At 38.0% G+C, this 26,394-nt stretch carries 23 protein-coding genes; 20 read left to right on the top strand and 3 right to left on the bottom strand.

The genetic code is table 11. The features are described 5' to 3' along the window. Positions 1 to 40: 40 nt before the first annotated feature. Complete coding sequence (locus ACMGDK_RS12595) at positions 41 to 3,469, bottom strand: T9SS type A sorting domain-containing protein (protein ID WP_436808284.1); 3,429 nt, start codon at positions 3,467 to 3,469, stop codon at positions 41 to 43. Positions 3,470 to 3,751: 282 nt separating this feature from the next. Beyond that, a complete protein-coding gene (locus ACMGDK_RS12600; protein WP_436808285.1) occupies positions 3,752 to 4,891 on the bottom strand; it encodes an EpsG family protein in 1,140 nt (379 codons plus the stop codon). Positions 4,892 to 5,219: 328 nt separating this feature from the next. Between ACMGDK_RS12600 and ACMGDK_RS12605 the strand changes: the two genes are divergently transcribed. The 6 genes from ACMGDK_RS12605 (at position 5,220) to ACMGDK_RS12630 (ending at position 12,252) form a co-directional block, all read left to right on the top strand. Then, on the top strand, positions 5,220 to 8,873 hold the full coding sequence (locus tag ACMGDK_RS12605) for an MMPL family transporter (protein ID WP_436808286.1): 3,654 nt from the start codon (positions 5,220 to 5,222) through the stop codon (positions 8,871 to 8,873). Between the two features lie 43 nt (positions 8,874 to 8,916). Continuing rightward, positions 8,917 to 9,831, top strand: a complete 915-nt coding sequence (locus ACMGDK_RS12610) for an EVE domain-containing protein (protein ID WP_436808287.1) — start codon at positions 8,917 to 8,919, stop codon at positions 9,829 to 9,831. 1 nt (position 9,832) lies between these two features. Next, positions 9,833 to 10,972 carry a dialkylresorcinol biosynthesis protein DarB gene (darB, locus tag ACMGDK_RS12615; RefSeq protein WP_436808288.1) on the top strand — a complete coding sequence of 380 codons (1,140 nt, stop codon included), beginning with the start codon at positions 9,833 to 9,835 and terminating at the stop codon, positions 10,970 to 10,972. Further along, positions 10,972 to 11,403, top strand: coding sequence for a hotdog family protein (locus tag ACMGDK_RS12620; protein ID WP_436808289.1), 432 nt, complete (start codon positions 10,972 to 10,974; stop codon positions 11,401 to 11,403). Before darB ends, ACMGDK_RS12620 begins: the two co-directional genes overlap by 1 nt. A 5-nt stretch (positions 11,404 to 11,408) precedes the next feature. Next, a complete protein-coding gene (locus tag ACMGDK_RS12625; protein WP_436808290.1) occupies positions 11,409 to 11,852 on the top strand; it encodes a hotdog family protein in 444 nt (147 codons plus the stop codon). A gap of 130 nt (positions 11,853 to 11,982) precedes the next feature. Beyond that, the gene (locus tag ACMGDK_RS12630; protein WP_223557668.1) at positions 11,983 to 12,252 is read left to right on the top strand and encodes a hypothetical protein; all 270 of its coding nucleotides are present in this window, start codon (positions 11,983 to 11,985) and stop codon (positions 12,250 to 12,252) included. A gap of 73 nt (positions 12,253 to 12,325) precedes the next feature. Here the strand turns inward: ACMGDK_RS12630 and ACMGDK_RS12635 are convergent, their stop codons facing one another. Then, positions 12,326 to 15,238, bottom strand: coding sequence for a M16 family metallopeptidase (locus tag ACMGDK_RS12635; protein ID WP_436808291.1), 2,913 nt, complete (start codon positions 15,236 to 15,238; stop codon positions 12,326 to 12,328). Positions 15,239 to 15,452: 214 nt separating this feature from the next. Between ACMGDK_RS12635 and DarG the strand changes: the two genes are divergently transcribed. From DarG to ACMGDK_RS12705, 14 genes are all read left to right on the top strand, one after another. Further along, a complete protein-coding gene (DarG, locus tag ACMGDK_RS12640; RefSeq protein ID WP_436808292.1) occupies positions 15,453 to 15,860 on the top strand; it encodes a flexirubin biosynthesis protein DarG in 408 nt (135 codons plus the stop codon). 65 nt (positions 15,861 to 15,925) lie between these two features. Further along, a complete protein-coding gene (gene darH, locus ACMGDK_RS12645; RefSeq protein WP_436808293.1) occupies positions 15,926 to 16,921 on the top strand; it encodes a BtrH-related acyltransferase DarH in 996 nt (331 codons plus the stop codon). A 1-nt stretch (position 16,922) separates the two neighbouring features. After that, positions 16,923 to 17,681, top strand: coding sequence for an ABC transporter ATP-binding protein (locus ACMGDK_RS12650; RefSeq protein WP_436808294.1), 759 nt, complete (start codon positions 16,923 to 16,925; stop codon positions 17,679 to 17,681). Then, positions 17,668 to 18,936: an ABC transporter permease gene (locus ACMGDK_RS12655; protein WP_436808295.1), complete on the top strand. Its 1,269-nt coding sequence runs from the start codon at positions 17,668 to 17,670 to the stop codon at positions 18,934 to 18,936. Before ACMGDK_RS12650 ends, ACMGDK_RS12655 begins: the two co-directional genes overlap by 14 nt. Beyond that, the gene (locus ACMGDK_RS12660; protein WP_436808296.1) at positions 18,926 to 19,351 is read left to right on the top strand and encodes an acyl-CoA thioesterase; all 426 of its coding nucleotides are present in this window, start codon (positions 18,926 to 18,928) and stop codon (positions 19,349 to 19,351) included. The genes ACMGDK_RS12655 and ACMGDK_RS12660 overlap by 11 nt, the downstream gene beginning before the upstream one ends. Further along, positions 19,351 to 20,484 carry a beta-ketoacyl synthase N-terminal-like domain-containing protein gene (locus ACMGDK_RS12665; RefSeq protein ID WP_436808297.1) on the top strand — a complete coding sequence of 378 codons (1,134 nt, stop codon included), beginning with the start codon at positions 19,351 to 19,353 and terminating at the stop codon, positions 20,482 to 20,484. The genes ACMGDK_RS12660 and ACMGDK_RS12665 overlap by 1 nt, the downstream gene beginning before the upstream one ends. 7 nt (positions 20,485 to 20,491) lie before the next feature. Next, the gene (locus ACMGDK_RS12670; RefSeq protein ID WP_436808298.1) at positions 20,492 to 21,034 is read left to right on the top strand and encodes a 3-oxoacyl-ACP synthase; all 543 of its coding nucleotides are present in this window, start codon (positions 20,492 to 20,494) and stop codon (positions 21,032 to 21,034) included. A 114-nt stretch (positions 21,035 to 21,148) separates the two neighbouring features. Then, a complete protein-coding gene (locus ACMGDK_RS12675; RefSeq protein WP_111958661.1) occupies positions 21,149 to 21,406 on the top strand; it encodes a phosphopantetheine-binding protein in 258 nt (85 codons plus the stop codon). Positions 21,407 to 21,489: 83 nt separating this feature from the next. Continuing rightward, positions 21,490 to 22,689, top strand: coding sequence for a beta-ketoacyl-[acyl-carrier-protein] synthase family protein (locus tag ACMGDK_RS12680; protein ID WP_436808299.1), 1,200 nt, complete (start codon positions 21,490 to 21,492; stop codon positions 22,687 to 22,689). Continuing rightward, positions 22,686 to 23,747: a beta-ketoacyl synthase N-terminal-like domain-containing protein gene (locus ACMGDK_RS12685; protein ID WP_436808300.1), complete on the top strand. Its 1,062-nt coding sequence runs from the start codon at positions 22,686 to 22,688 to the stop codon at positions 23,745 to 23,747. The genes ACMGDK_RS12680 and ACMGDK_RS12685 overlap by 4 nt, the downstream gene beginning before the upstream one ends. A gap of 60 nt (positions 23,748 to 23,807) precedes the next feature. Then, positions 23,808 to 24,563: a polysaccharide deacetylase family protein gene (locus tag ACMGDK_RS12690; RefSeq protein WP_436808301.1), complete on the top strand. Its 756-nt coding sequence runs from the start codon at positions 23,808 to 23,810 to the stop codon at positions 24,561 to 24,563. After that, positions 24,556 to 25,182 (top strand): flexirubin biosynthesis/transport protein LolA2, encoded by a 627-nt coding sequence (gene lolA2, locus ACMGDK_RS12695; protein ID WP_436808302.1) that lies wholly within the window; start codon positions 24,556 to 24,558, stop codon positions 25,180 to 25,182. The genes ACMGDK_RS12690 and lolA2 overlap by 8 nt, the downstream gene beginning before the upstream one ends. Beyond that, positions 25,148 to 25,789, top strand: coding sequence for a flexirubin biosynthesis protein LolB2 (lolB2, locus tag ACMGDK_RS12700; protein ID WP_436808303.1), 642 nt, complete (start codon positions 25,148 to 25,150; stop codon positions 25,787 to 25,789). Before lolA2 ends, lolB2 begins: the two co-directional genes overlap by 35 nt. Position 25,790: 1 nt before the next feature. Then, a complete protein-coding gene (locus ACMGDK_RS12705; protein WP_436808304.1) occupies positions 25,791 to 26,393 on the top strand; it encodes a porin family protein in 603 nt (200 codons plus the stop codon). The last annotated feature ends 1 nt before the right edge of the window (position 26,394 follow it).

A 26,394-nucleotide genomic window follows, 5' to 3' on the forward strand; every position in this document is an offset into this window, starting at 1 on the left:
ACAGGGAATCCTGCTCTGCCTTTGTACTGCTTTTTTTAATTTACTGTTTAATAATTTTCACAATTTCTTCAGAATTGTTAATTCTCACTAAATATACTCCTGAACTGAGGTTTGACAGATCTGTTTTTCCGTTTTCAAACTTGCCGGATTTTACCAGCTGTCCAGAAACATTGTAGAGCTGGTAATAATAGCTTGCTTTATCCGAAGTGTTAATATACAGAACATCCTTTACCGGATTTGGAAATAATGATATTTTGTTTTCATTTATTATTTCTTTCATCTCAGCAGTATTTGAAACTGCAGCTTCTTTTCCTAAAGTGAGAGCTGTAACCTGTAATTCAGGAATAGGCCCCGCTTCATTTCCCTGACTATCATACTTTATTCTCACACATCGGCAGCTCGTTCCTAAATATGGGTCGTTATTATCATTAAATGCCACAAACCGGTTGGCAGTAGAAGCTGCGTCAAATAAAACATTGACCGATCTTCCCAGATAGTTTGCTGTCAAAGCTCCTGTCCATACACCCGGATATTGAAAATTGACCGTATTGAATGTCCCCTGCGGAGACTGATTAGCCAGAACACTCCTGTATCCTCGTGAACCTGAATCCGGGAAATTACCAAGTATATAGGATGGACCGATAAGCATATACCCTATGGTAGAAGTCGTGGAGGGATTCCTTACTCTATATCCAGCATAATCTGTACTGACACTATAAAAAGTGGCTATTTTTTTGTCTTTTTTATACCAGGGTGACTGTCCGAAATCCTGATTGGCAATCAATGCTACATTGGTAAGATCCGGAATTCTCCAACCTTCCGGGCAAGGGTCAAAAGGTGATTTTTTGCCTCCTCTACCCCATCTGTCAGCAGCAAGATTCGGCTCGTTTGAAAGCCAGTCTGTTCCGTTGGTATAATTAGGCGCTGCACTGTTATAAGGCGCAAAAGAACTTGGAATCATGTATACCAAAGGATTCTTCACAGAGTAAGACAGTACTTTTGCTATTTTCTCTGCGGGCTTATCCGCACTCTGAACAGTTGAAGCTGCATAGGTATTATAAGGAACAATATAGCTTCCTGACATATTATTATAAACAGCAGGCGTTAGTGTAGTATAAGCTATTGTTCCGTTATTTGATACTGTTCCTAAAAACACATTAAAGGAAGCTCTGTTGTCGGCATACTGAAAGGTAGGAATCGGGTCTTTTCTTCCCCATTGATAATGCAGTCCTGTAGAAGCTCTTATTTTTGCAAGCTCTGCGGCCGTTGGCGTCATCGCATTAACAACTATCGGAAATGCATCTATCGCTCCCAGATTCCTGTCCATAAATTCTGTCTGAAGCACAACATCTGCTTTGCTCACATAGTTCACATAGTTGACTGCCTCAGCCACAGGAAGCTCTGTCCTGTAATTATAAGATCCCAGAGCAGAATCTGTTATCCATATATGCCAGCTCCAGTATACCGGGGAAGAAATACTTCCGTTGTGCAGTGTTACTACAGCATTTCCACTCTGGCTTGGGTTAATGACCACCGAAATCTTTGAGTCACTGAGACTTTGAAGTGAAGCCGGGGCTGGATTGATGACTGATACCTTATTAATCAAAGCAGTGTTAGTAGTCCAAAGTACATTTACTTTTAAATTATTAAAATTAGGAGAATCTAATATTTCCTGGTTATTCAAAAGCTGGCTTTGCACTGCAAAGGCTTTGCTCACTGGAATTTCTACAGTAAAAGACTTTGTATTTTTAACAGCCTGATAGGTATTAGGATTATTGATCCCTTCTCTGTATTCTGTTTTAGGCGCTAGATATTCGGAGGGAAAATTATAATCATCTACGATATAAAGAGGATCTTTGATGCACCGGCATCCATTGGCTTCAGAAGTATACATTCCTGACATAGGCATATAAAAATATCTTCCTTTAATATTGGGATAATTGGGATCTGGCATATCCGCCTGACCTTTATCAGGAATCATAAAAAGCCCTCTGGTAATGACCGCCGGGGAAGTATCAAAATGCCTGGCCATTGTTGCTGTCCATAAGGCAACATGATGCTGGTCGGTATACTGCCCCAGGTGGGCATTCCTGATCAGCTGTCCTGTTCCCGGAAAAACCCCCATATCATTTCCGCCAGCACTGGAAAGGTCAAAGCCAAAGTTTGGATATACCTTAAACCCTGTCATGAATGACGGAACTCCTGTATCTGTAGGCTTAATAATATGGTATTTATTTTCTTCGAAAACATTTTTAGCCATATTGGTTTTGACCCCGAAAGGAGAAAAATCAAGTCTGATATCATCTATATAGGACTGTGAGCCTAAATTCGCTACCAGCATTGAAGGAATTCTCCATCCGTTGGGACATGGATCATAGGGAGATTTACTCCAGTAAGGCTTTGCGCTGGCATTATTATTATACCCTGTCCCGATCAATCCCCGGGAATTATCAGACCAAAGATTAAGCTCTGAAAGCCTGCTATCCGGAATTCCGGCAGCATTTCCAAACCAGTTAACCGGAAGATTGGGGTTGTTATTGTAATAAGCCTGACCGCTGTTGTCGTCTTTGTTCACATAGATCAGACTTAACGGATTTTTCACAGAAAGCCTGATGTTATTGGTCACCTCTGCACTTGCAAGCGGAACATATTTCGTGAGGTTATCAATATTTAAAGCTCCGGTAAAATTTTTCGCGCCCCTGTGTCTTATCCTTCCTATAGATCCTGACACCTCATAAAAATCATTTCCTCTTGTTACCAAAGGCGGAATGGGATCTTTTCTTCCCCATTGATAGAGCAACCCTATACTTCTGTTCCAGTCTGAAGAAGTAATAGAGCTGCTTAAAGCTCCAAGATTACGGTCCATCCATCCCCACTCGGAATCAGGAATCCGCTCAACCGTTCCATCCTGTCTGGCTCTTGTAATATTATCAAAGCTTTTGTAAGTTGATCCGTTAGTAGGATCATCGGTTACCCAAATATGCCAGCTCCAGTAGATTTCGCTGTTTACTCTGAAAGCAACGACAGCATTCCCTTTTTTTGCTTTGTTGATGGGAACTTTTATTTTGGCATTTTCATCGGAACCTAAAATTTCCAGCGAGTATCTCTCCCCTGATTTAATCAGGCCGTGGGTATCTTCCCACAATACTTCTGCTGTCAGGTTACCGGAAGGAATTCCTTCTCCTTTAATATATCCGTCACCCTGCCACATAGCATAAGCTTTTCTTACCGGAACCAACAAACCTTCACTGTTTTGGCTGGGATCAAAAATATAACTGTTGGGAGCTTTTGTCCAGTCCAAGACTGCCGCCATCCTGCCAGCAGGCTTCGTCAAAGTATCTTTTACAGATACTGTTTTTTCTGTACATCCATACGGAAGATTTCCTTTTAATCCACTACTATTCTTGGAGTAGGTACAAATCGACACTAAGCAAAAAATTGCCGCAAAATTTTTAACTAGATTTTTCATATCCTTAGAGTTGTGTGCTATTACAGGAAAATACAACTTTTAAGCCTTTATCAATAATAAATAATTAATAATACAAATAACAAAAGCATACATTAATTAATTTATCAATAAATCATCATTAAAAGATTATAAATGAGAAAACAGCACTTCAGAATACAAAAGTAATTTTTCCAATTGATATATTTTATGAGGGGAATCACTGTTTAAGAATAGAGAAAAGAAGGTAGAATAAAAAAGACAGCTTCAGAGCTGCCTTTATAAAATATAATCAATAAATAAGTCCTATGGAAGAATGTGGTTCTTATAAAGCTCAATAGTAAATCTTCCCGCTTTGATATTTAGGAAGGAAGAGAAAACAACAAAGTTAAAAATAACAAGTGCAATGATAAAAGCGTAAATCATTTTTTTCACACCACTTGAAACTACATACATTGTATTGGGGATCAACACATAAGAAAATCCGATAAACGCCCCTACAAGCCTGGATGAGAATACCGGATTGTTTCTGAAAATAAAATAAAGGCATATCCCCAAAACGGCATAGGCTCTATGGTATTCATAATATGGATACAGCTCTTTCATCTTAGTGTCAAATGCAAAAAGAAAGAACGTCAAAATCATCATCATGGCTTCGGGAATTCCAAATCCCCCATTCAGTCTTTCTGAATATTCATTCATATATCCGTTCAATCCATTCACCAGAATATTATCTGAGGCCATACTGTCTAAAAAGCTTCCAAAGACCCGGTATACCTCAAATGGCGAAAGAAATATGGAGATGATGATCAGAACAAGCATTACGGTTTTACTTAATGGAATACGGACCAGCCAATACATCGGGAGAAAAAGATAGCAAACGGTATGTATACCTGAACCCAGAAATATAAAAAAGAGATAATGCCATAATTTCCGTTCTTTAATATAGCGCACCGCAAAATAAACAATGAATGTCCCCAGGTTCTGCCTGATCTGTCCGCTTTCCCCAACAAAAAAGTAAGGGATAAACATGAACAGGGTAAATGTAAAGGGGTAAAAAGTATTATCCTCTGTGTATTCTATTTTGAAAAAAACAGCACAGATAGCAATAACGAGGGTAAGCACATAGAAGGGCGCATTAAAGACATTCAGCAATATCTTGTTAATGAGTGTATACAGCCACTCCACTTCCAAATACTCAGGACCTTCCATGTGGAGCATTTTCATAAAAATACTAAAATAGCTTTTTGTATCAGAATAAATATAAATTGCTTTATAACTTCCGTAATCCGGACCTACATTATCCCTGAAGCCAGCCAGTAAAATAAGATAGACCCCCAAAAACCAAAGCCATTTTTTTTCTACTCTTTTTCCGAAAACTTCCTGTACACTAAAGAAAAGCATGTATGCAATTGCAACGATGAAATATGGATGTAATAAACTCATGCTAGTCTAATGTTTTTTGTAACCAGTGCAGTACACGCAAAGAAAATGCAAACCTGTAACAAGATAGTGCAGACGGTAGAAAAGGAATGCTCGTCAATAGCAATCCGTTTATTTTTTCATCATTTTTTTTCAACATATCTAAAACAGATTCTTATTTCTTTAGTAATAATATTGGTTTAAAATATATTTCAAGAGGGAACTTCTGCAAAAGTAGAATATTTTTTTATTCTGCCTAGAATATTTTGTTGATTTTCAGACAAACTTATAGCCGAAATGTTTTGAACTAATATTGAAAAAATTAAATTTGCAGACTTGATTTCATAATGTAATGCATCGTTTCTTTATATTTTTATATTATCTGATTTCTAAAAACAGGCTTCTTTCAGCAATTCTCGCTTTAGGAATAGCTGTATTATGCGGTTTTTTTGCTTCAAAAATTAACTTTGAAGAGGATATCAACCAGATAATTCCTAAAAATGAAAAGTCCGATCTTACCGCAAAAGTTCTTAAGCAGCTGAATTTTTCAGATAAAATTATTGTGATCATAGAGAAAAAATCCAATGAAGATAACTTTCAGCTTTCTGAAACGGCCGATAATTTCCTGCAAAAGATTGAGCCTCTGAAAAAATATATAGGCTCTGTGCAGGGAAAAGTGAACGACAGTGAAATCTCGGAAACATTTGATTTTGTCAACCAGAACCTGCCTCTTTTCCTTGATGAAAATGATTACAGGGAAATTGAAAGAAAACTTCAAAAAGACAGCATAGCTAAACAGGTAGAGAATAATTATGTTTCTTTGGTTTCGCCGACAAGTCTTGTAACAAAGGAATTCATTAAAAAAGACCCTTTGGGAATTACTTATTTAGGAATCAAAAAACTGAATGCTTTAAACATCAGCAAGGATTTCAAACTTGAAGATAATTATGTGGTGACGAAAGACGGAAAAAACCTTTTGCTTTTCATAGATCCTAAAAACAAAAGTAATGACACCAAAAACAATGAGGCATTCGTCAATCAGCTCAACCAAATAAAAGACAGTGTTAATAAGCAGTTTAAAGGAAAAACAGAGCTCAGCTATTTCGGGTCTCCGGTAATTGCTGTGGCCAATGCCCAGCAGATTAAAAAAGACATTCAGAATACAGTCATGATCTCCATGACTGTGCTGCTGGTTCTGCTGATCTATTATTTCAGGAATTTCTTTACACCTATTATTGTGTTTCTTCCGACTGTATTTTCGGTATTACTGGCCCTGCTGATTCTTTATTTTATAAAAGACAGGATCTCAGCTATTTCTCTGAGTGTGGGTGCCATCCTTATCGGAATCACCATAGATTATGCGCTCCATATTCTTACCCATTACAAGCACAACAATAATATAGAAGAGCTGTACAAAGAGATCACACAACCGATTATACTGAGCAGCGCCACGACTGCTGTTTCTTTTTTATGCCTGGTATTTGTACGTTCTGAAGCTCTGAAAGATCTCGGTCTCTTTGCTGCGATTACAGTTATTTTCTCTTCCATTACCGCATTGATTATCGTGCCCCAGCTTTATAAGCCTAAACAGAAAGAAGGTAAGCACAACATTAATTTTATCGACAGGATCGGTTCTTATCCTTACGAGAAAAACAAACCTCTGATCATAGGCTGCTCTATCATTATTATTGCCTGCCTGTTCGGTTTCAGGCATGTAGGATTCAATGAGGATATTGGTGACCTGAATTATATTCCGAAAGAATTAAAAATAAGCGAGGCCAAACTTCAGAAACTTTCTGATATCACATCAAAATCCATTTACACCATTTCTTATGGAGATTCAGAGGAAGAGGCACTGACAAGAAACTCCCGGCTGAGCCATTTTCTTGAGAAGGAAAAGAAGGAAGGAAAGATCCTGAGCTATAATTCACTTGGAAATGTTGTCCTTTCTGAAAAAGATCAGAAACAAAGGATTGAAATCTGGAATAAATTCTGGGATGGAGATAAAAAAAACCGAACTGTTTCCGAACTGATGAACAGCGGAAATCAATTTGGATTCAACAGCAATGCTTTTGACAATTTCAATGATATTTTAAATAAGAACTACACAACATTAAGCCTCCGGGATTATGAGAAAGTAAAAGCATTGCAGATCTCTGAGTTCCTGAGCAATGAAAACGGATTTTATACAGTTTCCAATGTTGTAAAAGTGGACGACAAGAAAAGAGACGCCTTCATAAAAGATGTGGAAAAGAACCACGATGCTCTCGCTATTGACCGCCAGCAAATGAATGAAAACTTTTTGGGACTGCTGAAAAGGGATTTCAGTACCCTGATCAACTATTCTCTTCTGGCCATTATCTTGACCATTATTGTTTTCTTCAGAAATTTTGAGCTTACTGTTCTCACTATGTTTCCTATTGTACTGACAGGGATCGTAACAGCGGGAATCCTGTATTTTTTAGGATTGGAATTAAATATTTTCAGCACGGTAGTCTGTACATTGGTTTTTGGAGTGGGAGACGATTTCAGTATTTTTCTGACGAAAGCCATGCAAAAGGAGCATACTACAGGAAAAAATGAGCTTCCAACTTACAGGACTTCTATTATTCTTGCAGTTTTCACGACCATTTTATCAATCGGCTCTTTGATCTTTGCAAAGCATCCTGCATTACACTCATTGGCATTGGTTGCACTTATCGGGATGTTCTCCGTGATCATCATTACCTCAACGCTCTATCCTTTCTGGTTCAGATTAGTGATTACAAACAGGGCAAAAAAAGGACTTTCCCCTATTACTTTCAGGCTGTTCCTAAGGTGCATCATATCATTCTTTTACTACGGTTTGGGAGGATTCGTCTTCTCTCTTATCGGAAGTGTATTTATTAAAAGATCAAAAGGAAGAACTTTAGATATCATTAAATTAATTTTAGCTAAATTTTTAACATCTGTACTGTACATCACTCCATTTGTAAAGAAAAGAGTGATCAAAAATCCTGCGGAAGATTTCAGCAGACCGGCAGTGATCATCGCCAACCATACTTCTTTCCTGGATACGCTTGCCATTGCCATGGCGACCCATAAAATCATCTATCTGGTTAATGACTGGGTATATGACTCTCCTGTTTTTGGAAGACTGGTAAGAGCACTTGGCTTTTATCCGGTTTCCCAGGGAATAGAGAACGGAATGGAAAAACTGAAAGAAAAAATTGAGCAGGGATATTCGCTGGTTGTCTTTCCTGAAGCAGAACGCTCTTATACAAATGATGTAAAAAGGTTCCACAAAGGAGCATTCTATCTTGCAGAACAGTTCGGACTGGATATTCTCCCACTGTACATTCATGGAAATTCTGAAGTATTGCCAAAAGGAGACTTCATTATCTATGACGGAAGCATTACCGTAAAAGTGGGGGAAAGAATAAGCAAAGATGATCTGAGTTTCGGGGAAAACTATTCTGAAAGAACAAAAAAAATCAATGCATACTTCAGACAGGAATTTGCAAAGCTGCGAAATGAACTGGAAGATGAAAATTATTTCAGGAAAAAATTATTCTTAAGCTATCTCTATAAAGACAGTGAAGTGGTAAAAGAAATAAAAGATGATTTTAATGCCAACAAATCCGTTTATTTCGAACTGAACAAACATATTCCGAAAGATGCATCTATCCTGCATATTGCAGATGATTTCGGGCAGAAGGATATCCTGCTTACCCTTTATCAGGCAGAAAGAAGAATTTTCTCGTTCATTGAAAATGATGAAAGAAGACAAACAGCAAAACAGACGTATCTGGTCAAAAGAAGAAAGCTGAATTATATTAATGATTTTTCGGAAATCAATAAAAATATTCATATACTTCTGGTTTCAGACAACAATTTTGACATCAGTACATTGAACAGGCTTCCGGAGACTATTATATTCCTGAACCCCATATCTAAAGGACTAAGCCATCCAGATTATTCACAGGAATTTAATTCACAGGCAATAAAAATATTCAAAAAACACTAAATAAATATGAAAAGCATATTTTTGTAACCGCTAAAGAATATTAATGAAAAAAAACATACTCATCATTTATTATTCGCAAACCGGCCAGCTGGAGGACATTGTGAAGAATATGGCCCAACCTTTTGAAGCCAAAAAGGAGGAATATGACGTTACCTATTATAATATTCAGCTGAAGGAGGATTTTCCGTTTCCTTGGCCGGGTGACGTTTTTTTCAATACTTTTCCCGAATCTTATCTCCAGATCCCCAAAGAGATCTTCCCGCCTTCTGAGGAGATCCTGAATAAAAAGTACGACCTCATTTTATTCGGATATCAGGTATGGTATCTTACACCATCTATCCCTGTCATTTCATTCCTAAAGAGTGGTTTTGCAGAAAAAATTCTGAAAGACACAGATGTGGTTACGGTTTCAGGAACCAGAAATATGTGGATGCTTTCTCAGGAAAAACTTAAGGTATATTTAAGAGACCTTGGGGCTAAACTGGTAGGAAATATCGCTTTAGTAGACAGACATGACAATTACACAAGTGTACTGACGATCTTACGCTGGCTGACTACAGGACAGAAAGAAAAATCAGGAATGCTTCCTGCTGCAGGGATTTCGGATGAAGAAATTTCGGGCTCTGTAAAGTATGGAAACATTATAGAAAAGCATTTCAGCAGCGGAAACCTGTCCGGTCTTCAGCCTGATCTGGTAAAGAACGGCGCTGTAGAAATCCGCCCTTTCTTAGTAAGAGTAGAAAAAGTGGGCAACAAGATCTTCACCGTATGGTCCAACCTTATTATTAAGAAAAAAGAGAAACGCCCATTGCTGATAAAATTCTTTAAGGTATATTTGATGGCTGCGATATGGATTATTTCACCTGTCGTCTTAGTTTTACACTTACTGACAACCCCTATATTTTGGTCTAAAAGACAAAAACAAAAAACATATTTACAAGGAATTAATTTAAAATAGAATGTACGACGTATTTATAACAAAAGCATCAACATACTTACCCAATAACCCGGTATCAAATGATGAAATGGAGACTTATCTTGGTCTGATAAACGGCGCTCCCTCTAAAGCAAAATCATTGATTTTAAGAAATAACAAGATCACAACAAGATACTATGCTTTGGATAAAGAAGGAAATCCTACCCATACCAATGCACAGATTACAGCAAAAGCTGTTGAAGGATTGTTCGATGAGAATTTCAAAAAGGAAGATATGAAGCTGTTGTCTGTAGGAACCACTTCTCCGGACCAGATGCAGCCTTCACATGCTTCTATGGTTCATGGCGAGCTGAATATTGGAAAATCTATTGAAATTAATACCGCTACAGGTCTTTGCAACTCAGGAATGAATGCACTGAACTACGGATTCCTTTCCGTAAAAGCCGGTGTACAGGATAATGCTGTTTGTGTAGGCTCAGAAAGAATGTCTGCCTGGATGACCGCAGACAAATTCAACCATGAAGCAGAAAACTTAAAATTACTGGAAGAAAGACCTATCATTGCCTTTAAGAGAGAATTCCTGAGATGGATGCTTTCTGACGGAGCCGGGGCATTCCTTCTTCAAAATAAGCCCAGAGAAAACGGAATCAATTTAAAAATAGAATTCATTGATTTTTATTCTTACGCTCACGAAATCGAAGCCTGTATGTATGCAGGATGTGATAAGCAGGAAGACGGAAGCCTTAAATCATGGGCAGACTACCCGTCCGATGAATGGCTGAAAGAATCAATCTTTGCTATTAAGCAGGACACTAAAATCCTGGATAAATATATTCTTGTAAAAGGAGCAGAAAGCTTAAGATCTTCTTTTGATAAACATAATCTGGACCCGGCGAAAATAGATCACGTCCTGGCCCATATTTCTTCAGGTTACTTTAAAGACGGTTTAAGAGAGGAGTTTGCTAAAAAAGGTATGGATTTCCCTGCAGAAAAGTGGTTCTATAACCTTTCTGAAGTAGGAAACATCGGGGCTGGCTCTATTTTCATCGCACTGGAAGAATTAATGAATTCCGGAACACTGAAAAAAGGTGAGAAGGTATTGTTATGTGTTCCTGAAAGTGGAAGGTTCGCCTACTCTTGTGCCTTATTAACAGTTTGCTAATGAAACACCAACTGCCGACATCTGATCAGGATTTTGTGGAAAGCCTTATCCCGCAGCGTTTTCCGTTCGTCATGGTTCATGAGCTTACGGAATACTCTGATGATCAACTTGTTTCAGGATTTGAAATAAAAGAAGATAATCTTTTTCTTCAGGATGGAATTTTCCAGGCTTCCGGCCTTATCGAACATCAGGCACAGAGCGTTGCTTTACATACAGGCTACAAATATTATCTTTTAGGAAAAGAGGCTCCTACCGGATATATCGGAGCCATTAAATCTTTTGATGCGGAAACCCTGCCTAAAGCAGGAGACCGGCTGATCTCGGAAGTAACCATCCTTAATGAAGTGATGGGAGTAACGCTGGTGGATATTGTCACGAAGCTGAATGGCTTGATCATTGCAAAATCCCAAATGAAAACTGCCGTAAAATAAATGTAATGGAAATCAAGGAAGAGCACCTCATCAATATGCATAACTTTCTGCCGCACCGCGTACCGATGCTGATGGCAGATTATATTCTGGAATTGACCAAAGAAAAGGTTGTGACTTCCTTTGAGATAAAAGAGGATAATATCTTTGTCCACAACAATGAGTTGGCAGAAGCCGGCCTGATTGAAAATCTTGCCCAGACCTGCTCATCTATTCTGGGACAGAGCTTCTTCGAAAATATAGACGCAGACACAAAAGTAATCGGATTTATTACCAACATCAAAAAAATTGAAGTATTTGCCCTTCCAAAAACAGGAGATAAGATCATTTCAAAGGCATCACTGATCTCCCAGTATGAAAATATCTGTAATATTTTCTGCGAGACCTTCAGTAATGATGAATTGCTGATCAGAGCAGAGATCAATCTGTTTATCCAGGAAGTGAAATCTTAAGAATCATTTATTTAAAAATATCAAACCAGCCCTTATCCGGGTTGGTTTTTTCTTTATACACTTATTAAGCAAAATACCTCATAGTTTATCCCCTTTATTTTTCGATATATTTGATGAAATAAAATATATTATGAGCGTAAAGGTAAGATTCTATTCGTATGACATTGAATTCGATTTTGAAAATTCTGTTGAATTTCCGGTTGCTCCACAGGTTGGTGATGAAGTGAACCTTATTTCATTTTTTAAGTACCGGACATCCGAAAGACTGGAATATGTCAATAATATGGAAGATCTTTATCTCTACGAAAATGCTGTAGTGTCAGAGCGGACATGGTGTAATGATCTTGAGAAAACAGAAATATATTTGCTGGTGAAACTGAATTACACCAAGAGGAAATAAAGCTGCTTTCAGATTAATTTAAACAAAAAAGCGGAGCATCACTGCCCCGCTTAAAAAATTGGTTTCATAAAGGTTAGTACCCGAAGATCTCTTCAAGAGATACCTCCTGGAATGTTCCCATTTTATTGATGGATTCCATATTCAGGTTTTCTTTTTTACCGATGATCGCTGTATTGTATTTTACGGGCTTGATCTCAGTATCATAGAAACTGGTAAGCTGTGGCAGCGTCAGCCCTTGAATTTCAGAATAAATATCTTTTCTGATATCATAATCAACGCCAAGCTTTTTCAGTGCCATCTGGTTAAAGAAAATACTTGTTCTGTTGATTCTGTTGGATGCAATCTGCTTCAATGCTGAACCTTTTGAATTCTCAAACTGTGCAGGAATCTGTGGCAGGGATGCCATAAGATCATTCATCGCATTTACTGCTAATGGAAGTTTATTAGCCTGAGTTCCTATATAATTCGTGATATAGTTCGCATGTCCTTTCTCTGTTGCATTCGCATAAGAAACATAAGCAGAATAAGCCAGTGACTTACTTTCTCTGATTTCCTGGAAGACGATAGAAGACAGACCTCTTCCAAAATACTCATTGAAAACATTCGCTTTTCCGAAGTTACTCAAGTCCACATTACCTCCTTTGGCTACTTTAGACATTTCCATCTGAACCATGTCATAGTTTGTGAAATATACTTTTCCTTCCGCAGCAGGCTCCGGATATTCCTTAGCTTTTGCCGGCTGAACGCTGGTTTCTGCAATATATGGCTTAACTGCTTTTTCTAAACCTGACTGATTCTGTCCGTAAAGGAAGATCTCATACGGGGACTGATTCAGTACTTTGATTTTCTTAGTCAGTTCAGTTGCATCAATGCTCTCAAGACGTTCTTTGGAAACAATATCCGTCATTCTGGAATTCTTTCCGTATTTAGCATAGTTCGTAAGAGCAGCCATGATTCTTGTTTTATCCTTTTTACCGGCAGCTCTTGCCTCCAATATGGTTTTTACAGTCTTTGCATAGGTCTCTTTGTCTGCTTTTACATTCGTAAGCCAGTGATTCATCAGTTCAGCACCTTTCTTCATATTAGCTTCAAGACCGCTCAACGTAATGATTACCTGATCGTTGGATGTTCTGAAACTGTAAGAGATTCCCAGCTTATAAAATTCACCTTTCAGCTGCTCAGGAGTATATTTATCCGTTCCCAGATATTCAAAAAGAGTCACCGCAACCGAAAGCTCTTTGTCATTATCCGTTCCGAAAGGGAAAATATAGCTGATCTGTGCTACGTCATTATATTTATTCTTTACAAAGCTTACCTTCTTATCTTTAATCTGGGAAGTCTGGATCGCTGCTTTATAATCGATAAATTCCGGCTTGGTCTCACCTACTTTACTGCTTAAAATATCTTTAAGGAAAGGAGACTGCGCTTCTCTGTTCAGCTTAATCGGCGTAATTCCCGGATTCTGTACACGAACAAGTTTATCATTCACTCCTTTTTCTTTATAAACGACCACATAGTTATCTTTGAAAAATTCATTTGCAAACTTGATAACATCTGCTTTTGTAATTTTTTCATATTGATTAATGTCATCTAATTCCTCCTGCCATGTTCTCTCATTAATATAAGTTCCATACAGGGTTGTAGCCAAGCCGTCAGCAGTTTCCCACGCCTTCATACGCTGTACTTTCTTATCATTGACGATCGCTTTCAGCATCCAATCCGGGAACTGTCCTTTTTTCACTAAATCCAACTGATCCAGCAATAGCTTTTTAGCATCATCAAAGCTCTGTCCCTCTTTCGGAGTTACAGACATGGTAAAAGCACCATAAGTTTTAAAAGCCGATTCATAAGCTCCTGCACCTAATACTTTTTGCGTTTGATTCATATTCAGATCTATCAGACCTGCATCTCCACTGTTACTTAAGATTTCCGCAACCACATCTGCCAATCTCGCATTCTGAGTTCCATTGGAATCTGATCTCCAGGCCAGAGTCATTCTCGGTGTGCTCGGGCTTTTAACTGTTCTCGTCACAATACTTTCCATCGGCTGTTCCGACACCATTTTTTTCATTGGCAGCTCTTTGTACTTGAACGATCCAAAATACTGATCTACCATTTTAATGGTTTTATCAAAATCCAGGTCTCCTACCAAAACAACAGCCATATTATTAGGTACATAATATGTATCAAAATACTTATGAATAGCAACCATTGAAGGACTTTTCAGGTGTTCTGAAGTCCCAATCGTTGTCTGTTGTCCGTTCGGATGCTTTGGAAAAAGTGCTTCCATCATTGCATAGTTTACAAGACGGCCGTCGTTATCCTGGGCTCTGTTATATTCTTCATATACAGCTTCCAATTCGGTATGGAAAAGGCGCAATACCAGTTCAGAAAAACGTTCTTTTTCCACTTTCAGCCATTTTTCAAGCTCGTTGGATGGGATATTGTTCTTATAAACTGTTTCATCAAGCCATGTGTGGGCATTCGTTCCCGTTGCTCCCAATGAAGAGATTGCTTTATCATATTCATTGGCAATTGCATACTTGGAAGCTTCCTGAGAAACCTCATCTATTTTCTTATAGAGCAGTTTTTTCTTCTCAGGATCCTTTTCTGCTTTGTGTTGCTCGTAAAGGTCGGAGATCTGCTGCAGCAATGCTTTTTCTTTTGCCCAGTCCTGAGTTCCCAGATGAGAAGTTCCTTTAAAAACCATATGCTCAAGATAATGTGCAAGACCTGTATTGTCGCTTGGGTCGTTATTAGATCCCGTTCTTACCGGAATATAAGTTTGAATTCTCGGGGCATCATCATTCTTTGCCAGATAAACCTTCAGTCCGTTCTTCAAGGTATATACCCTGACACCGGACTGGTCATTCTTAACGGTTTCGTAAGTATATCCCTGGCTGTCCGTTACCTTTTGAGTATCAAATTTCTGCGCCATAGCATGCAGCATGCAGAAAAGTGAAACAGAAATAAAAAATTTCTTCATAAGTTTTATTTATTTAAATCAAATTTCATAGAATCTAATAAGTCTACATTCATCATGCACTTGTTACAGTAAACTGCGGATTATGTTTTTTTTATATTAAAATTTGAAATTATCTTTAAATAAAGCCCGTTCTGGCATTATAATGTAATATGATTTACATATAATGTATTTTCACTATTTTAGCCAACTGATTAAAAAGAATAATACGGTTTACATGAAAAAACAAGACCTGCCTCAGGATGAAAGTAATCTGAAGTCAGCAAACATGACCGAAGTCTTGTATGTGACGGACGAAAATGATAATTATACAACGGCAAACAGCATTGGCTGGGAAGCTAAAAAAGCGGCCCTTGATGAATCCATGGAACTTATTCATGAAAGAATTGAGGAGGCCAGACAAAATGTTGCCAATAATTTAGTAAGTCCTATTATTTATTTCATGGAATTGAATAAAATGGACTTAGGTGTTCTCGCTTCCTATGTCGGAATGTGGCAGTGGAGAGTGAGAAGACACGCAAAACCAAAAGTATTTAAAACACTAAACCAATCCGTACTGAAAAAATATGCAGATGCATTCGGGATCTCAGTGGATGAATTAAAGAACTTTGACGGAAAAAAATAAAGAAATGAAGCATAAAGATATATGCAGAATTTCATTTCGCCAATGAAAAAGAATAAAAGCAGCAAATGAAACTTAACTTCGAACACCATCAGACCGCACATTGCGAAAACGGTGTTGCCTCCAATCTGTTACTTAATAAAGGCTTAAAGCTGAGTGAACCAATGATCTTCGGGATCGGTTCCGGACTGTTTTTTGTCTATCTGCCGTTTTTGAAAGTGAATTTCGCTCCGGGCTTTAGCTATAGACCAATGCCAGGTGCTATTTTCAGCAAAGCCGCAAAACGTTTGGGGATTAAAATCAAAAGAGAAAAATTTTCCAATCCTAAAGAGGCACAGTCCGCTTTAGAAAGAAACTTAAATCAGAATATTCCTACAGGCCTTCAGGTAGGTGTCTTTAACCTTACCTATTTCCCTGAAGAATATAAATTCCACTTCAATGCCCACAATCTTGTGGTATATGGAAAAGAGGACGGGAGATTCCTGATCAGCGACCCGGTAATGGATTATACCACTACCCTTTCAGAAGCTGAACTGGAAAAGGTAAGATATGCCAAAGGTGCACTACCACCGAAAGGACATATGTATTACCCTACTTACATTCCGGAAAATGTGAATATTGAAGAAGCCATCAGAAAAGGAATTAAAGATACCTGTAAAAATATGCTGGCTCCGGTTCCGCTTATCGGTGTAAAAGCTATGAGATGGGTAGCCAGAAGCATTCCCAAATGGGCTGAAAAGAAAGGAACTAAAGTGACCAACCACTATCTCGGCCAGCTGATCAGAATGCAGGAGGAGATCGGTACAGGCGGAGGTGGCTTCCGATTTATTTATGGTGCATTTCTTCAGGAAGCCTCAGTAATTCTTAAAAATGATGAATTAAAAGAGCTTTCAAAAGAGATTACCGCCATCGGTGATTTATGGAGAGACTTTGCCGTGGATATTGCCCGTGTTTACAAAAACAGAAACTCGAAAAGCGACATCTACAACAACCTTTCAAAATCCATGCTTCACATTGCTGACCTGGAAGAAGCTTTTTATAAAAAACTGAGAAAAGCAATCTGATATGGCAGAACATATGATTGAGATTAAAAATCTCTATAAAAAATATAAAAACTCCGAAGAGTTTTCTGTCAACGACATCTCGCTGAATATAGAAAAAAACGAGATCTATGGAATTCTTGGCCCGAACGGAGCCGGAAAAACCACCTTGATCTCTATGCTTTCAGGCTTGATCAAACCCACTTCGGGGCAGTTTACCATCAACGGTCTGTCTCCTCATAAGGACAGCTTTAAAATCAAACAGATTATTGGCATCGTCCCTCAGGAATATGCGCTTTATCCCACCCTTACTGCTAAAGAAAACTTAATGTTTTATGGAAGTCTGTACGGTTTAAAACATAAAGAACTTAAAAAAGTAATCGATGAATCCTTAGAGATCATGGGCCTTTCTAAGTTTGCAGATAAACAGGTAGAACAGTTTTCCGGAGGAATGAAACGCCGCTGCAACCTTATCGCGGGAACGCTTCACAATCCGAAGGTATTGTTTCTGGATGAACCGACCGTAGGTGTTGACGTTCAGTCTAAAAAGGTAATCATCGACTTCCTGCAGGAGCTGAATAAAAACGGAACGTGTATCATTTACACCTCTCACCACCTTTCCGAAGCGGAAGAATTCTGTACAAAGATTGCTATTATCGACCGGGGAAGAATCCATGCCATAGGAACACCGGAAGAATTGGTGTCACAAATCGCAAACGCTGAAAACCTGGAAGACGTTTTCATATCATTAACAGGAAAAGAACTAAGAGATGTTGTTGTATAAACTTTGGAGAAGCTTCGTGAAGGAAATCCTTCTCCTGAAGAGAGATATTGGGGGAATTGTCATTATTTTCGTCATGCCGTTGCTGTTAATTGTAACGATTACTTTAATTCAGGATTCTACTTTCAAAAACCTGGAAGGCTCGAAAATTCCGATTATTTTCATTGACAATGACAAATCTGAGGTCTCAAAAAGTATAAAACAGGAACTGGAAACCAGTAAAACATTCCAGCTGCTAACCAATTATAACGAAAAATCTGCACAGGAAGCCGTATTTTCCGGAGATTACCAGATGGCCATCGTTATTCCTGAAAATTTAACGAAAGATTTAAATTCAAATATTGATTCCAAAGTTCAGACGATAGTAAGCTCGTTTGGATTGGAAGGAGATTCTGCAGCCGTTAAAAAAACAGCTGTGAGAGCAAAAGAAATTCATCTGTACTTTGATCCGGCTACCAATGCAGGATTTAAAAACTCAGTCATGAATTCCGTGAATAAAATGATCTTTGAGATCGAAAATAAGAAGATTTACAAAGCATTTCAGGATCAGCTGGGAACTGAGCAGAACCTTGAGGAGAACAAAAACCTCATCAGCTTCAAAGAAATCACCCCGAAAAAAGGAACTATGGATGTGATGCCGAACTCTGTTCAGCACAATGTCCCTGCTTGGACACTTTTTGCGATCTTCTTCATTGTAGTTCCACTTTCTATTAATTTAGTTAAAGAAAAAAGCCAGGGCACAAGCGTAAGAGCAAGAATCAGCCCTACCCCTTATTTTGTTCATATTCTGGGGAAAACATTCACTTATCTGATCATCTGTATTATTCAGTTTTTACTGATGGTAGCCGTAGGTATCTATCTTTTCCCATATATGGATCTTCCGGCATTTGATGTCTCTGGAAAAATGTTCCATCTTCTTGCGGTCACCTTATTTTCAGGACTGGCAGCCATCGGATTTGGTGTTTTATTGGGAACAATTGCCGACACCCAGGAACAGTCTGCTCCTTTTGGAGCCACTTCAGTAGTGGTATTGGCCGCGATCGGAGGAATATGGGTTCCCGTATTCTTAATGCCTGAATTTATGCAGACTGTAGCCAAGTTCTCTCCTATGAACTGGGGACTGAATGCTTATTATGATATTATTTTAAGAAACAGCGGTATCGGAGGAATTGCTAAAGAACTCGCATTCCTTTTTGCATTCTATATTGCCATGGTAGCTATTTCTATTTTTTACGAACGAAAACAAAATGCAGTCTAAAGAAAACATATTAACCTGTACGGAAGAAGTAAGGGTAAGATTCAATGAGACAGATCCGCTGGGCATTGTCTGGCATGGGCATTACATTGTATATTTTGAAGACGGAAGAGAAGCTTTCGGAAGAGAACACGGCCTGACCTATCTTGATATTCAGAGAGAAGGCTACGTGACGCCTATCGTAAAAAGTACATGTGAGCATTTTCTGCCATTAAAGTATGGTGAAACATTTAAGATTGTCACCACTTTTGTCAATTCAGCATCCGCAAAATTGATCTATACTTATGAGCTTTTCAACCAGGAACATCAATTGGTATGCAGTGGAGAAACCATTCAGGTGTTCTTAGACGGCAACGGAAGTTTATGCCTGTATAATCCTGAATTTTTTCAGGCATGGAAAGATAAAATGGGATTATAATGAAGAAGGAAACTTATATTACAGATTATAACTGCGTTACTCCTTTAGGATTTGATGTTTCTTCCAACTGGAATAATCTGGTGGAAGGGAAATCAGGCGTAGCATTACATAAAGTTGTCAAAAGCCAGGAAGCTTTTTACGCCTCAATTATAAATACTGAAAAGCTGGAGGAAGAATTTAAAAATAATTTCGACAGCCCGGATTTTACAAGACTGGAGAAAATGTTTCTTCTGAGCCTTAAACCTCTGGTTGAAAAGCATGAAATTACAGAAGAAACCGCTTTTATTTTATCAACAACCAAAGGAAACATCAGTTTATTAAAAAATCAGACGGAATTACCGGAAGGTGTCTATCTTTCAAATTTAGCACAGAAAATTACTGATTATTTTGGGTTTAAAACAAAACCCATCGTGGTTTCCAACGCCTGCGTTTCAGGAGTAATGGCGATTGCTGTTGCTAAAAGTATGATCCAGGCAGGGAAATATAAAGATGCTTTTGTGATTGCCGGCGATGAGGTTTCGGAGTTTGTCATTTCCGGATTCAATTCTTTCCAGGCCATTGGACCAGAGCCCTGCAAGCCTTATGATAAAAACAGAAACGGAATCAATATCGGAGAAGCCACAGCAGCGGTCTATATTACTTCTATCTTGAACGAAAACGAAAAGTTTAGGTTTAAAATCTCAGGAGATTCCGCAGTAAATGATGCCAATCATATTTCCGGACCTTCCAGAACAGGAGACGGGCTGTATGCCAGTATAAAAAATGCAATGATAGAAGCAAACGTCACATCGGAAAAGATTGATTTTATTTCTGCCCATGGAACCGCCACAATCTACAATGACGAAATGGAAGCGATTGCTTTCAACAGAATGGAGCTTCAAAATGCCCCATTAAACAGCATGAAGGGTTATTACGGACACTGTCTCGGTGCATCCGGACTTCTCGAAAGCATTATATCTATGGAAAGCGCCCGTCACGGGATTCTGATTCCGTCTAAAAATTTTGAGGAAATGGGAATTTCTCAACCTTTGAATATTATTCAAGAAAACCATTCTGCAATAATTCAATATATCTTAAAAACAGCTTCAGGCTTTGGCGGATGCAATGCGGCTATTGTTTTAGAAAAATGTTAAAATGAGAATGATGAAGAAAACTGAAAGCTGTATTATAGAACATTCAAAAATAACCGTTAACGGAAATCCTGTTTTTGAAAGCCAGGCGGAAACATTTCACGACTTTGCAAAAGATGCCTATAAAAGCCTAGAACTCAATTACCCCAAGTTTCATAAAATGGATAATCTGAGCAAGCTTGCTTTTCTCGCTGCAGAAATGATTTTAAATAATGAAGACCACAGCAGGACCGCAGTGGTTCTGGCCAATAGGTCATCAAGCCTGGACACAGATTTTAAATACCAGGAAAGCATCAATTCGCAGGAAAATTATTTCCCAAGCCCTGCTGTATTTGTCTATACCCTGCCTAACATATGTGTAGGTGAGATCAGTATCAGACATAAAATGCAGACAGAGAATGCTTTTTTCGTTTTAGATGAATTTGATGAAAATTTTTTAACCGACTATGCGGAACAAATCTTGTTATCCGGAAAAGCGGAAAAAGTTCTTTGTGGTTGGACAGAACTTTATCAGGAAAATTACAAAGCTTTTGTATATTTGCTAACCTTATAAAAAATGTAATAACATAAATGTAACAATACAACAGTCTGGCAATGTAACAATCCTTACAATCTGATCATTGTTACACTGGTAAATTGATAAATTGCTGCATTAATTAAAATAATTATGGAAAACTTAAAAACAGAATTGAAACACAAAATTATTGAAGTCCTTAACCTTGAAGATGTTTCTGTAGAAGAGATCAAAGATACGGATCCGTTATTCGGAGGTGGTTTGGGCCTTGATTCTATCGATGCTCTGGAACTGATTGTTCTGCTTGATAAAGACTATGGAATAAAATTAGCCGATCCTAAAAAAGGAAAGGAAATTTTCCAGTCTATCGATACAATGGCTGCATTTATTGAAGAGAACAGAACAAAGTAATGTATTCAATCTAGCGATGTATCAATCTACCAGTGTAATAATATTGGTAACTGGTAGATTGATACATTACATTATAAAATAAAATGAGTCGAAAAATTGCCATAACAGGAATGGGCATCATTTCCTCTATCGGAAACAACGTAGAGGAAAATTTTATTTCGTTAAAATCCGGAAAACACGGAATTTCAGACATTAAAATGTTTGAAACCCGCCATGCCGGATCCATAAAAACAGGCGAGATAAAATGGTCTAATGAAGAGCTTGTCCGGAAACTTCAGCTGCCTGAAGACAATAATGTGACGAGAACATCTTTATTGGGCATGATTGCCGCAAGAGAAGCAGTAGAATCTGCCGGGATTTCAAATATTAATGAATACAAAACCGGACTGATCTCTTCCACCAGTGTTGCTGGCATGGATATCACTGAAAGGTATTTCTACTCCTACGAAGACTTTCCTGAAAAGCAAAAATACATCGATGCTCATGATGCGGGAAATTCCTCATTAGCAATTGCTGATTATCTGGGCTTAAAAGGCATGGTTTCTACGATCAGTACGGCATGCTCTTCGGCTGCCAATGCTATTATGATGGGAGTCAAACTGATTAAAAGCGGAGTTTTGGACCGTGTTATCGTAGGAGGAACGGATTCGCTTTCAAAATTTACTTTAAACGGGTTCAATACCCTGATGATCCTTACAGATTCTTACAATACTCCTTTTGATAACGACAGAAAAGGTCTGAATCTGGGAGAAGCTGCTGCTTTTATCGTTCTGGAGTCTGATGAAATCGTGAAAAAAGAAAATAAAAAAGTACTCGCTTATCTTTCCGGTTATGGTAATGCAAATGATGCCCATCACCAGACTGCGTCATCAGAAAACGGACAAGGTGCATTTCTGGCTATGCAGCAGGCATTTAAAGTATCCGGCCTGGCAAAAGAAGATATCGATTATATCAATGTTCACGGAACCGCTACTCCTAATAATGATCTTTCAGAAGGAGTTGCCATGATCAGGATTTTCGGTGAAAATAATGTTCCTGAATTCAGTTCCACCAAGGCTTTTACCGGGCATACTCTGGCAGCAGCGGCGGGAATTGAAGCGGTATTTTCTATTTTGGCAATGCAGCATAGCGTGATTTTCCCGAACCTGAATTTCAAAACGAAAATGGCAGAATTTGATTTAACTCCGGTTACAGAATTGAAGGAGAAAAATATAAACCATGTTCTTTCCAATTCATTCGGATTCGGCGGCAACTGTTCTACCTTAATTTTCTCAAAATCATGAGTGCAGTTTACATCAACAGTGCATCCTGTATCTCAGTACAGGACACTTTAAAAGAAAATTTCTTCCAGGATCTTAAGGTTGATCAATCTGCTCAGATTTTAAAAGCTGTAGAACCTAATTATAAAGAATTCATTCCGCCTGCGATGAGCAGAAGAATGTCTAAGGCTGTAAAAATGAGCTCCGTAGCTTCGCATTATGCTTTAAAGGAAGCCGGAATTGGACAGCCGGACGCCATTATTGTGGGAACCGGGATGGGATGTTCACAGGATTCTGAAAAGTTTCTGAAAAATGTCATTGAAAACAGGGAAGAGTTTTTAACTCCAACATTCTTTATTCAGTCTACTCATAATACCGTTGCAGGGCAGATTGCGCTTGGACTTCAGTGCCATGCGTACAATTTCACCTATGTCAATACCTCTTCATCTCTGGAATTTTCATTCCTGGATGCCAAACTTCAGATTAATGATGGCGAAGCTGACAATGTTCTTGTAGGTGCTGCAGATGAGCAGACTAACAGAACTATGGAGCTTTACTGCCTAAACAATACTATAAAAAAAGAAAAGGATCTTCCTGCTGATTATTTACATTCGGAGACGGATGGTGTGATCTGGGGTGAAGGTGCGGCTTTCTTTGTTTTAGGAGAAGATAAAACTGAAAATTCTTACGCTCAACTCAAAGACATTCAGATGATCAACAGATTGGATCTGGAAGAAACACCATCTTTTATAACAGATTTTTTAGCCAAAAATGATTTGAAACATGAAGACATTGACGTGGTGATCTTAGGTTTCAGCAGCGATGCAGCATCTGATACGTACTATACAAAAGCAATGGAGGCATTTCAAAATTCAGCTTTGCTGTATTACAAACATCTGAGCGGAGAATTCAATACGGCAAGTGGGTTTTCCACCTTTATGGCCTGTCATATTCTGAAAGAACAGCAGATTCCGGAAATTATGATGATCAATTCAGAGAAAAAGACAGAAATTAAAAATATTCTTCTTTATAATCATCTGGCAGGAAGCGATCACAGTCTTATGCTGTTGGAAAGAGCTTAAGGTGAAAGGGTAAGAATGAATTTGTAAATTTGTTATTACCAAAATTCAAAATAACAAAAGATGAAGCATTACCCATTCATTCTATTTTATCTTTTCTGCAATGCATTTATTTATGCATTTCATGGGAGTTTTTGGGTTTATGTAGCTTGTTTCCTGGCATTTTCTGCAGTTGTAGCCTGGGGATCTTTTGATATAGAGCTTGGATATTTTGTCAACAGCATTACTCATAAAAGAACGAAAATCAATGAAGTTGCCCTGACTTTTGATGACGGACCAACTGAACTTACCCCTCGTTTTTTAGATCTGCTAAAAGAACATCAGGTGAAAGCTACCTTTTTTTGCATCGGAAAACAGATCGAAAAATATCCTGAAACATTTCAAAGAATTATTGCTGAAGGGCATACCGTCGGAAATCACACTTTTTCCCATTCCAACAATACAGGTTTCTTATCTGCTTCAAAAATGACAGAGGAAATCGAAAAATGTGATGAAATAATGGCAAAAGCCGGGAATATAAAAACTGATTTATACCGGCCTCCTTTCGGTGTTACCAATCCAAGTATAGCCAAAGCTATTAAAAGAACCCATAAAAAAAGCATAGGCTGGAATGTCCGTTCACTGGATATGGTAATAGATGATAAAAAGAAGATCTATAAAAGAATAACAAAAGGGCTGAAAAAAGGAAGTATCATCCTTCTGCACGACACTTCTGAAAAGACTTATCACGTATTGGCCGATTTATTGTTATTTTTAAAGGAAAAAAAATATTCGACTTTTACGGTCGATTCAATTACAAAATCAAAGAAAAATGATTAAAAATATTGCTTTTGGGGCATTTTTATTAATTTCAGGCTTCATTTCTGCACAGATGACTGCGATGTCAGGAGCAGAAGCAAAAGCATTTGTCACCAAAGTTTCTTCTGAAACCCAGCAAATCAAAACAATGCAAAGTGATTTCACCCAGACCAAAAAAATGGATTTTCTGGATAAAAACATTGTCACTTACGGGAAAATGTCATTGAAAACTCCGAATATGCTAAGCTGGAAATACACAAAACCGTACCAGTACAGCATTGTCTTTAAGGACAATAAAATTTTCATCAACGATCAGGGCAAGAAGTCATCTGTTGATGCCAAGAGTAAGACATTTGAAAAGATCAATAAGCTGATTGTAGGAAGCTCAAACGGGAAAATGTTCAGCGATCCTGAATTTACTGTTTCCTATTACAAAAACGGAAGCTCCAATGTGGCAAAATTTATCCCAAAATCGGCTCAGCTGTTAAAATACATCAAACAGATCGAGTTGCATTTTCCTAAAAATCAGTCTACGGTTTCGCAGGTAAATATGACGGAAGCTTCGGGGGATACTACCAATATTGTTTTCAAAAATACCAGGATCAATGCAACGATCGCAGCTTCAGAGTTTAGTTTGTAGTCTCCTTGTTTTGCTGCTTGTTTCCTGCAAAAGCTACAAACTTACAGACGCAAAACCGATTCAGAGTTCTCAAAAAACAGTTGAAAATTTATATTTTTCTTCTCATGAAGATTATGTTTATAAATGCCAGATGGACATTTATAAGAATCATGTAAGTGGTATTCTGATCATTAAAAAGCTTAATGAAACAACTCACCGTGTAGCTATGACTTCAGATTTTGGAAATAAATTAATTGATTTCGAGATCTCTGAGAATAATTTTAAACTGAATTATGTTCTGCCGGATCTGGATAAAAAGATCGTTATCAATTTTTTAAAAAATGACTTCCGCGAATTGCTGAAAAAACAATACCCGGTGAGTGAATCGTTTGAAAATGACGATTCTAAAATTTATCTGTCAAAGGCTGATCATAAAGCCTATTATCTGTTCTTCAATAAAGAAAACGGACTGTTAAAGGAAATTGTGTACACAAAAAACAATAAGGAAAAAATCGATTTTACTTTTGAGGCAAAAAAACATATCTTCGCGGATAGCTTAAACCTGCAACATAAGGATTTTAAGATCAATATAAAACTATTTCAAATAACCGAAACCGAACAGAATTAACATGAAAAAAATTCTATTTTTAGTCACAGCCTTTATTTCGAGCCTGTCTTTTTCACAGGTAACTTTTACTCCGGGAATCAGAGCGGGAGCCAATTTTTCCCATTTTTCGAACAGTGAAGAATTCAATTATTATTATCTGGAAGAATTTCCCAACGCTGCTGAGCCTTATCTGGATTATAAAACGAAAACAGATTTTTATATCGGCTTTATAGGAAATATCCGTCTCGCCAAGTTTTATGCTTTACAGCCGGAGATCAATTATTCCAGGCAGGGAGCTAAAATAAGCACAAATGTGAACAACTGGGACGGGAAAACGCTTTCTGTATCTTATCTGGGATTGCAGCTTATCAATAAATTCTATTTCAACCAGTTCAATGTACATGTTGGGCCTACTTTGGAATTTGTGGTAGACAAAAAGAATTTTGATCCTGAAAACGAGATCGACCTGGGAATTACAGCAGGCTTAGGGTATGACATTACTAAAAACTTTGGTATCGAAGCCAGGGTAAAAAAAGGCTTTATCCCTGTGGACAGCTACAATAGAAATCATTCTAATGTTGTTTTCCAGACAGGGCTTTATTATACATTTAATCTGAAAAAATAAG

The organism is Chryseobacterium hilariae, assembly GCF_051400735.1.
Taxonomy (GTDB): Bacteria; Bacteroidota; Bacteroidia; order Flavobacteriales; family Weeksellaceae; genus Chryseobacterium.

Coding starts and splice junctions, on each gene's coding strand:
- ACMGDK_RS12600 (WP_436808285.1), bottom strand. CDS start 4,891: ATGAGTTTATTACATCCATATTTCATCGTTGCAATTGCATACATGCTT.
- ACMGDK_RS12635 (WP_436808291.1), bottom strand. CDS start 15,238: ATGAAGAAATTTTTTATTTCTGTTTCACTTTTCTGCATGCTGCATGCT.
- ACMGDK_RS12605 (WP_436808286.1), top strand. CDS start 5,220: ATGCATCGTTTCTTTATATTTTTATATTATCTGATTTCTAAAAACAGG.
- ACMGDK_RS12690 (WP_436808301.1), top strand. CDS start 23,808: ATGAAGCATTACCCATTCATTCTATTTTATCTTTTCTGCAATGCATTT.
- lolA2 (WP_436808302.1), top strand. CDS start 24,556: ATGATTAAAAATATTGCTTTTGGGGCATTTTTATTAATTTCAGGCTTC.
- lolB2 (WP_436808303.1), top strand. CDS start 25,148: ATGCAACGATCGCAGCTTCAGAGTTTAGTTTGTAGTCTCCTTGTTTTG.
- darH (WP_436808293.1), top strand. CDS start 15,926: ATGAAACTTAACTTCGAACACCATCAGACCGCACATTGCGAAAACGGT.
- DarG (WP_436808292.1), top strand. CDS start 15,453: ATGAAAAAACAAGACCTGCCTCAGGATGAAAGTAATCTGAAGTCAGCA.
- ACMGDK_RS12650 (WP_436808294.1), top strand. CDS start 16,923: ATGGCAGAACATATGATTGAGATTAAAAATCTCTATAAAAAATATAAA.
- darB (WP_436808288.1), top strand. CDS start 9,833: ATGTACGACGTATTTATAACAAAAGCATCAACATACTTACCCAATAAC.
- ACMGDK_RS12680 (WP_436808299.1), top strand. CDS start 21,490: ATGAGTCGAAAAATTGCCATAACAGGAATGGGCATCATTTCCTCTATC.
- ACMGDK_RS12625 (WP_436808290.1), top strand. CDS start 11,409: ATGGAAATCAAGGAAGAGCACCTCATCAATATGCATAACTTTCTGCCG.
- ACMGDK_RS12675 (WP_111958661.1), top strand. CDS start 21,149: ATGGAAAACTTAAAAACAGAATTGAAACACAAAATTATTGAAGTCCTT.
- ACMGDK_RS12705 (WP_436808304.1), top strand. CDS start 25,791: ATGAAAAAAATTCTATTTTTAGTCACAGCCTTTATTTCGAGCCTGTCT.
- ACMGDK_RS12655 (WP_436808295.1), top strand. CDS start 17,668: ATGTTGTTGTATAAACTTTGGAGAAGCTTCGTGAAGGAAATCCTTCTC.
- ACMGDK_RS12620 (WP_436808289.1), top strand. CDS start 10,972: ATGAAACACCAACTGCCGACATCTGATCAGGATTTTGTGGAAAGCCTT.
- ACMGDK_RS12595 (WP_436808284.1), bottom strand. CDS start 3,469: ATGAAAAATCTAGTTAAAAATTTTGCGGCAATTTTTTGCTTAGTGTCG.
- ACMGDK_RS12670 (WP_436808298.1), top strand. CDS start 20,492: ATGATGAAGAAAACTGAAAGCTGTATTATAGAACATTCAAAAATAACC.
- ACMGDK_RS12610 (WP_436808287.1), top strand. CDS start 8,917: ATGAAAAAAAACATACTCATCATTTATTATTCGCAAACCGGCCAGCTG.
- ACMGDK_RS12665 (WP_436808297.1), top strand. CDS start 19,351: ATGAAGAAGGAAACTTATATTACAGATTATAACTGCGTTACTCCTTTA.
- ACMGDK_RS12685 (WP_436808300.1), top strand. CDS start 22,686: ATGAGTGCAGTTTACATCAACAGTGCATCCTGTATCTCAGTACAGGAC.
- ACMGDK_RS12630 (WP_223557668.1), top strand. CDS start 11,983: ATGAGCGTAAAGGTAAGATTCTATTCGTATGACATTGAATTCGATTTT.
- ACMGDK_RS12660 (WP_436808296.1), top strand. CDS start 18,926: ATGCAGTCTAAAGAAAACATATTAACCTGTACGGAAGAAGTAAGGGTA.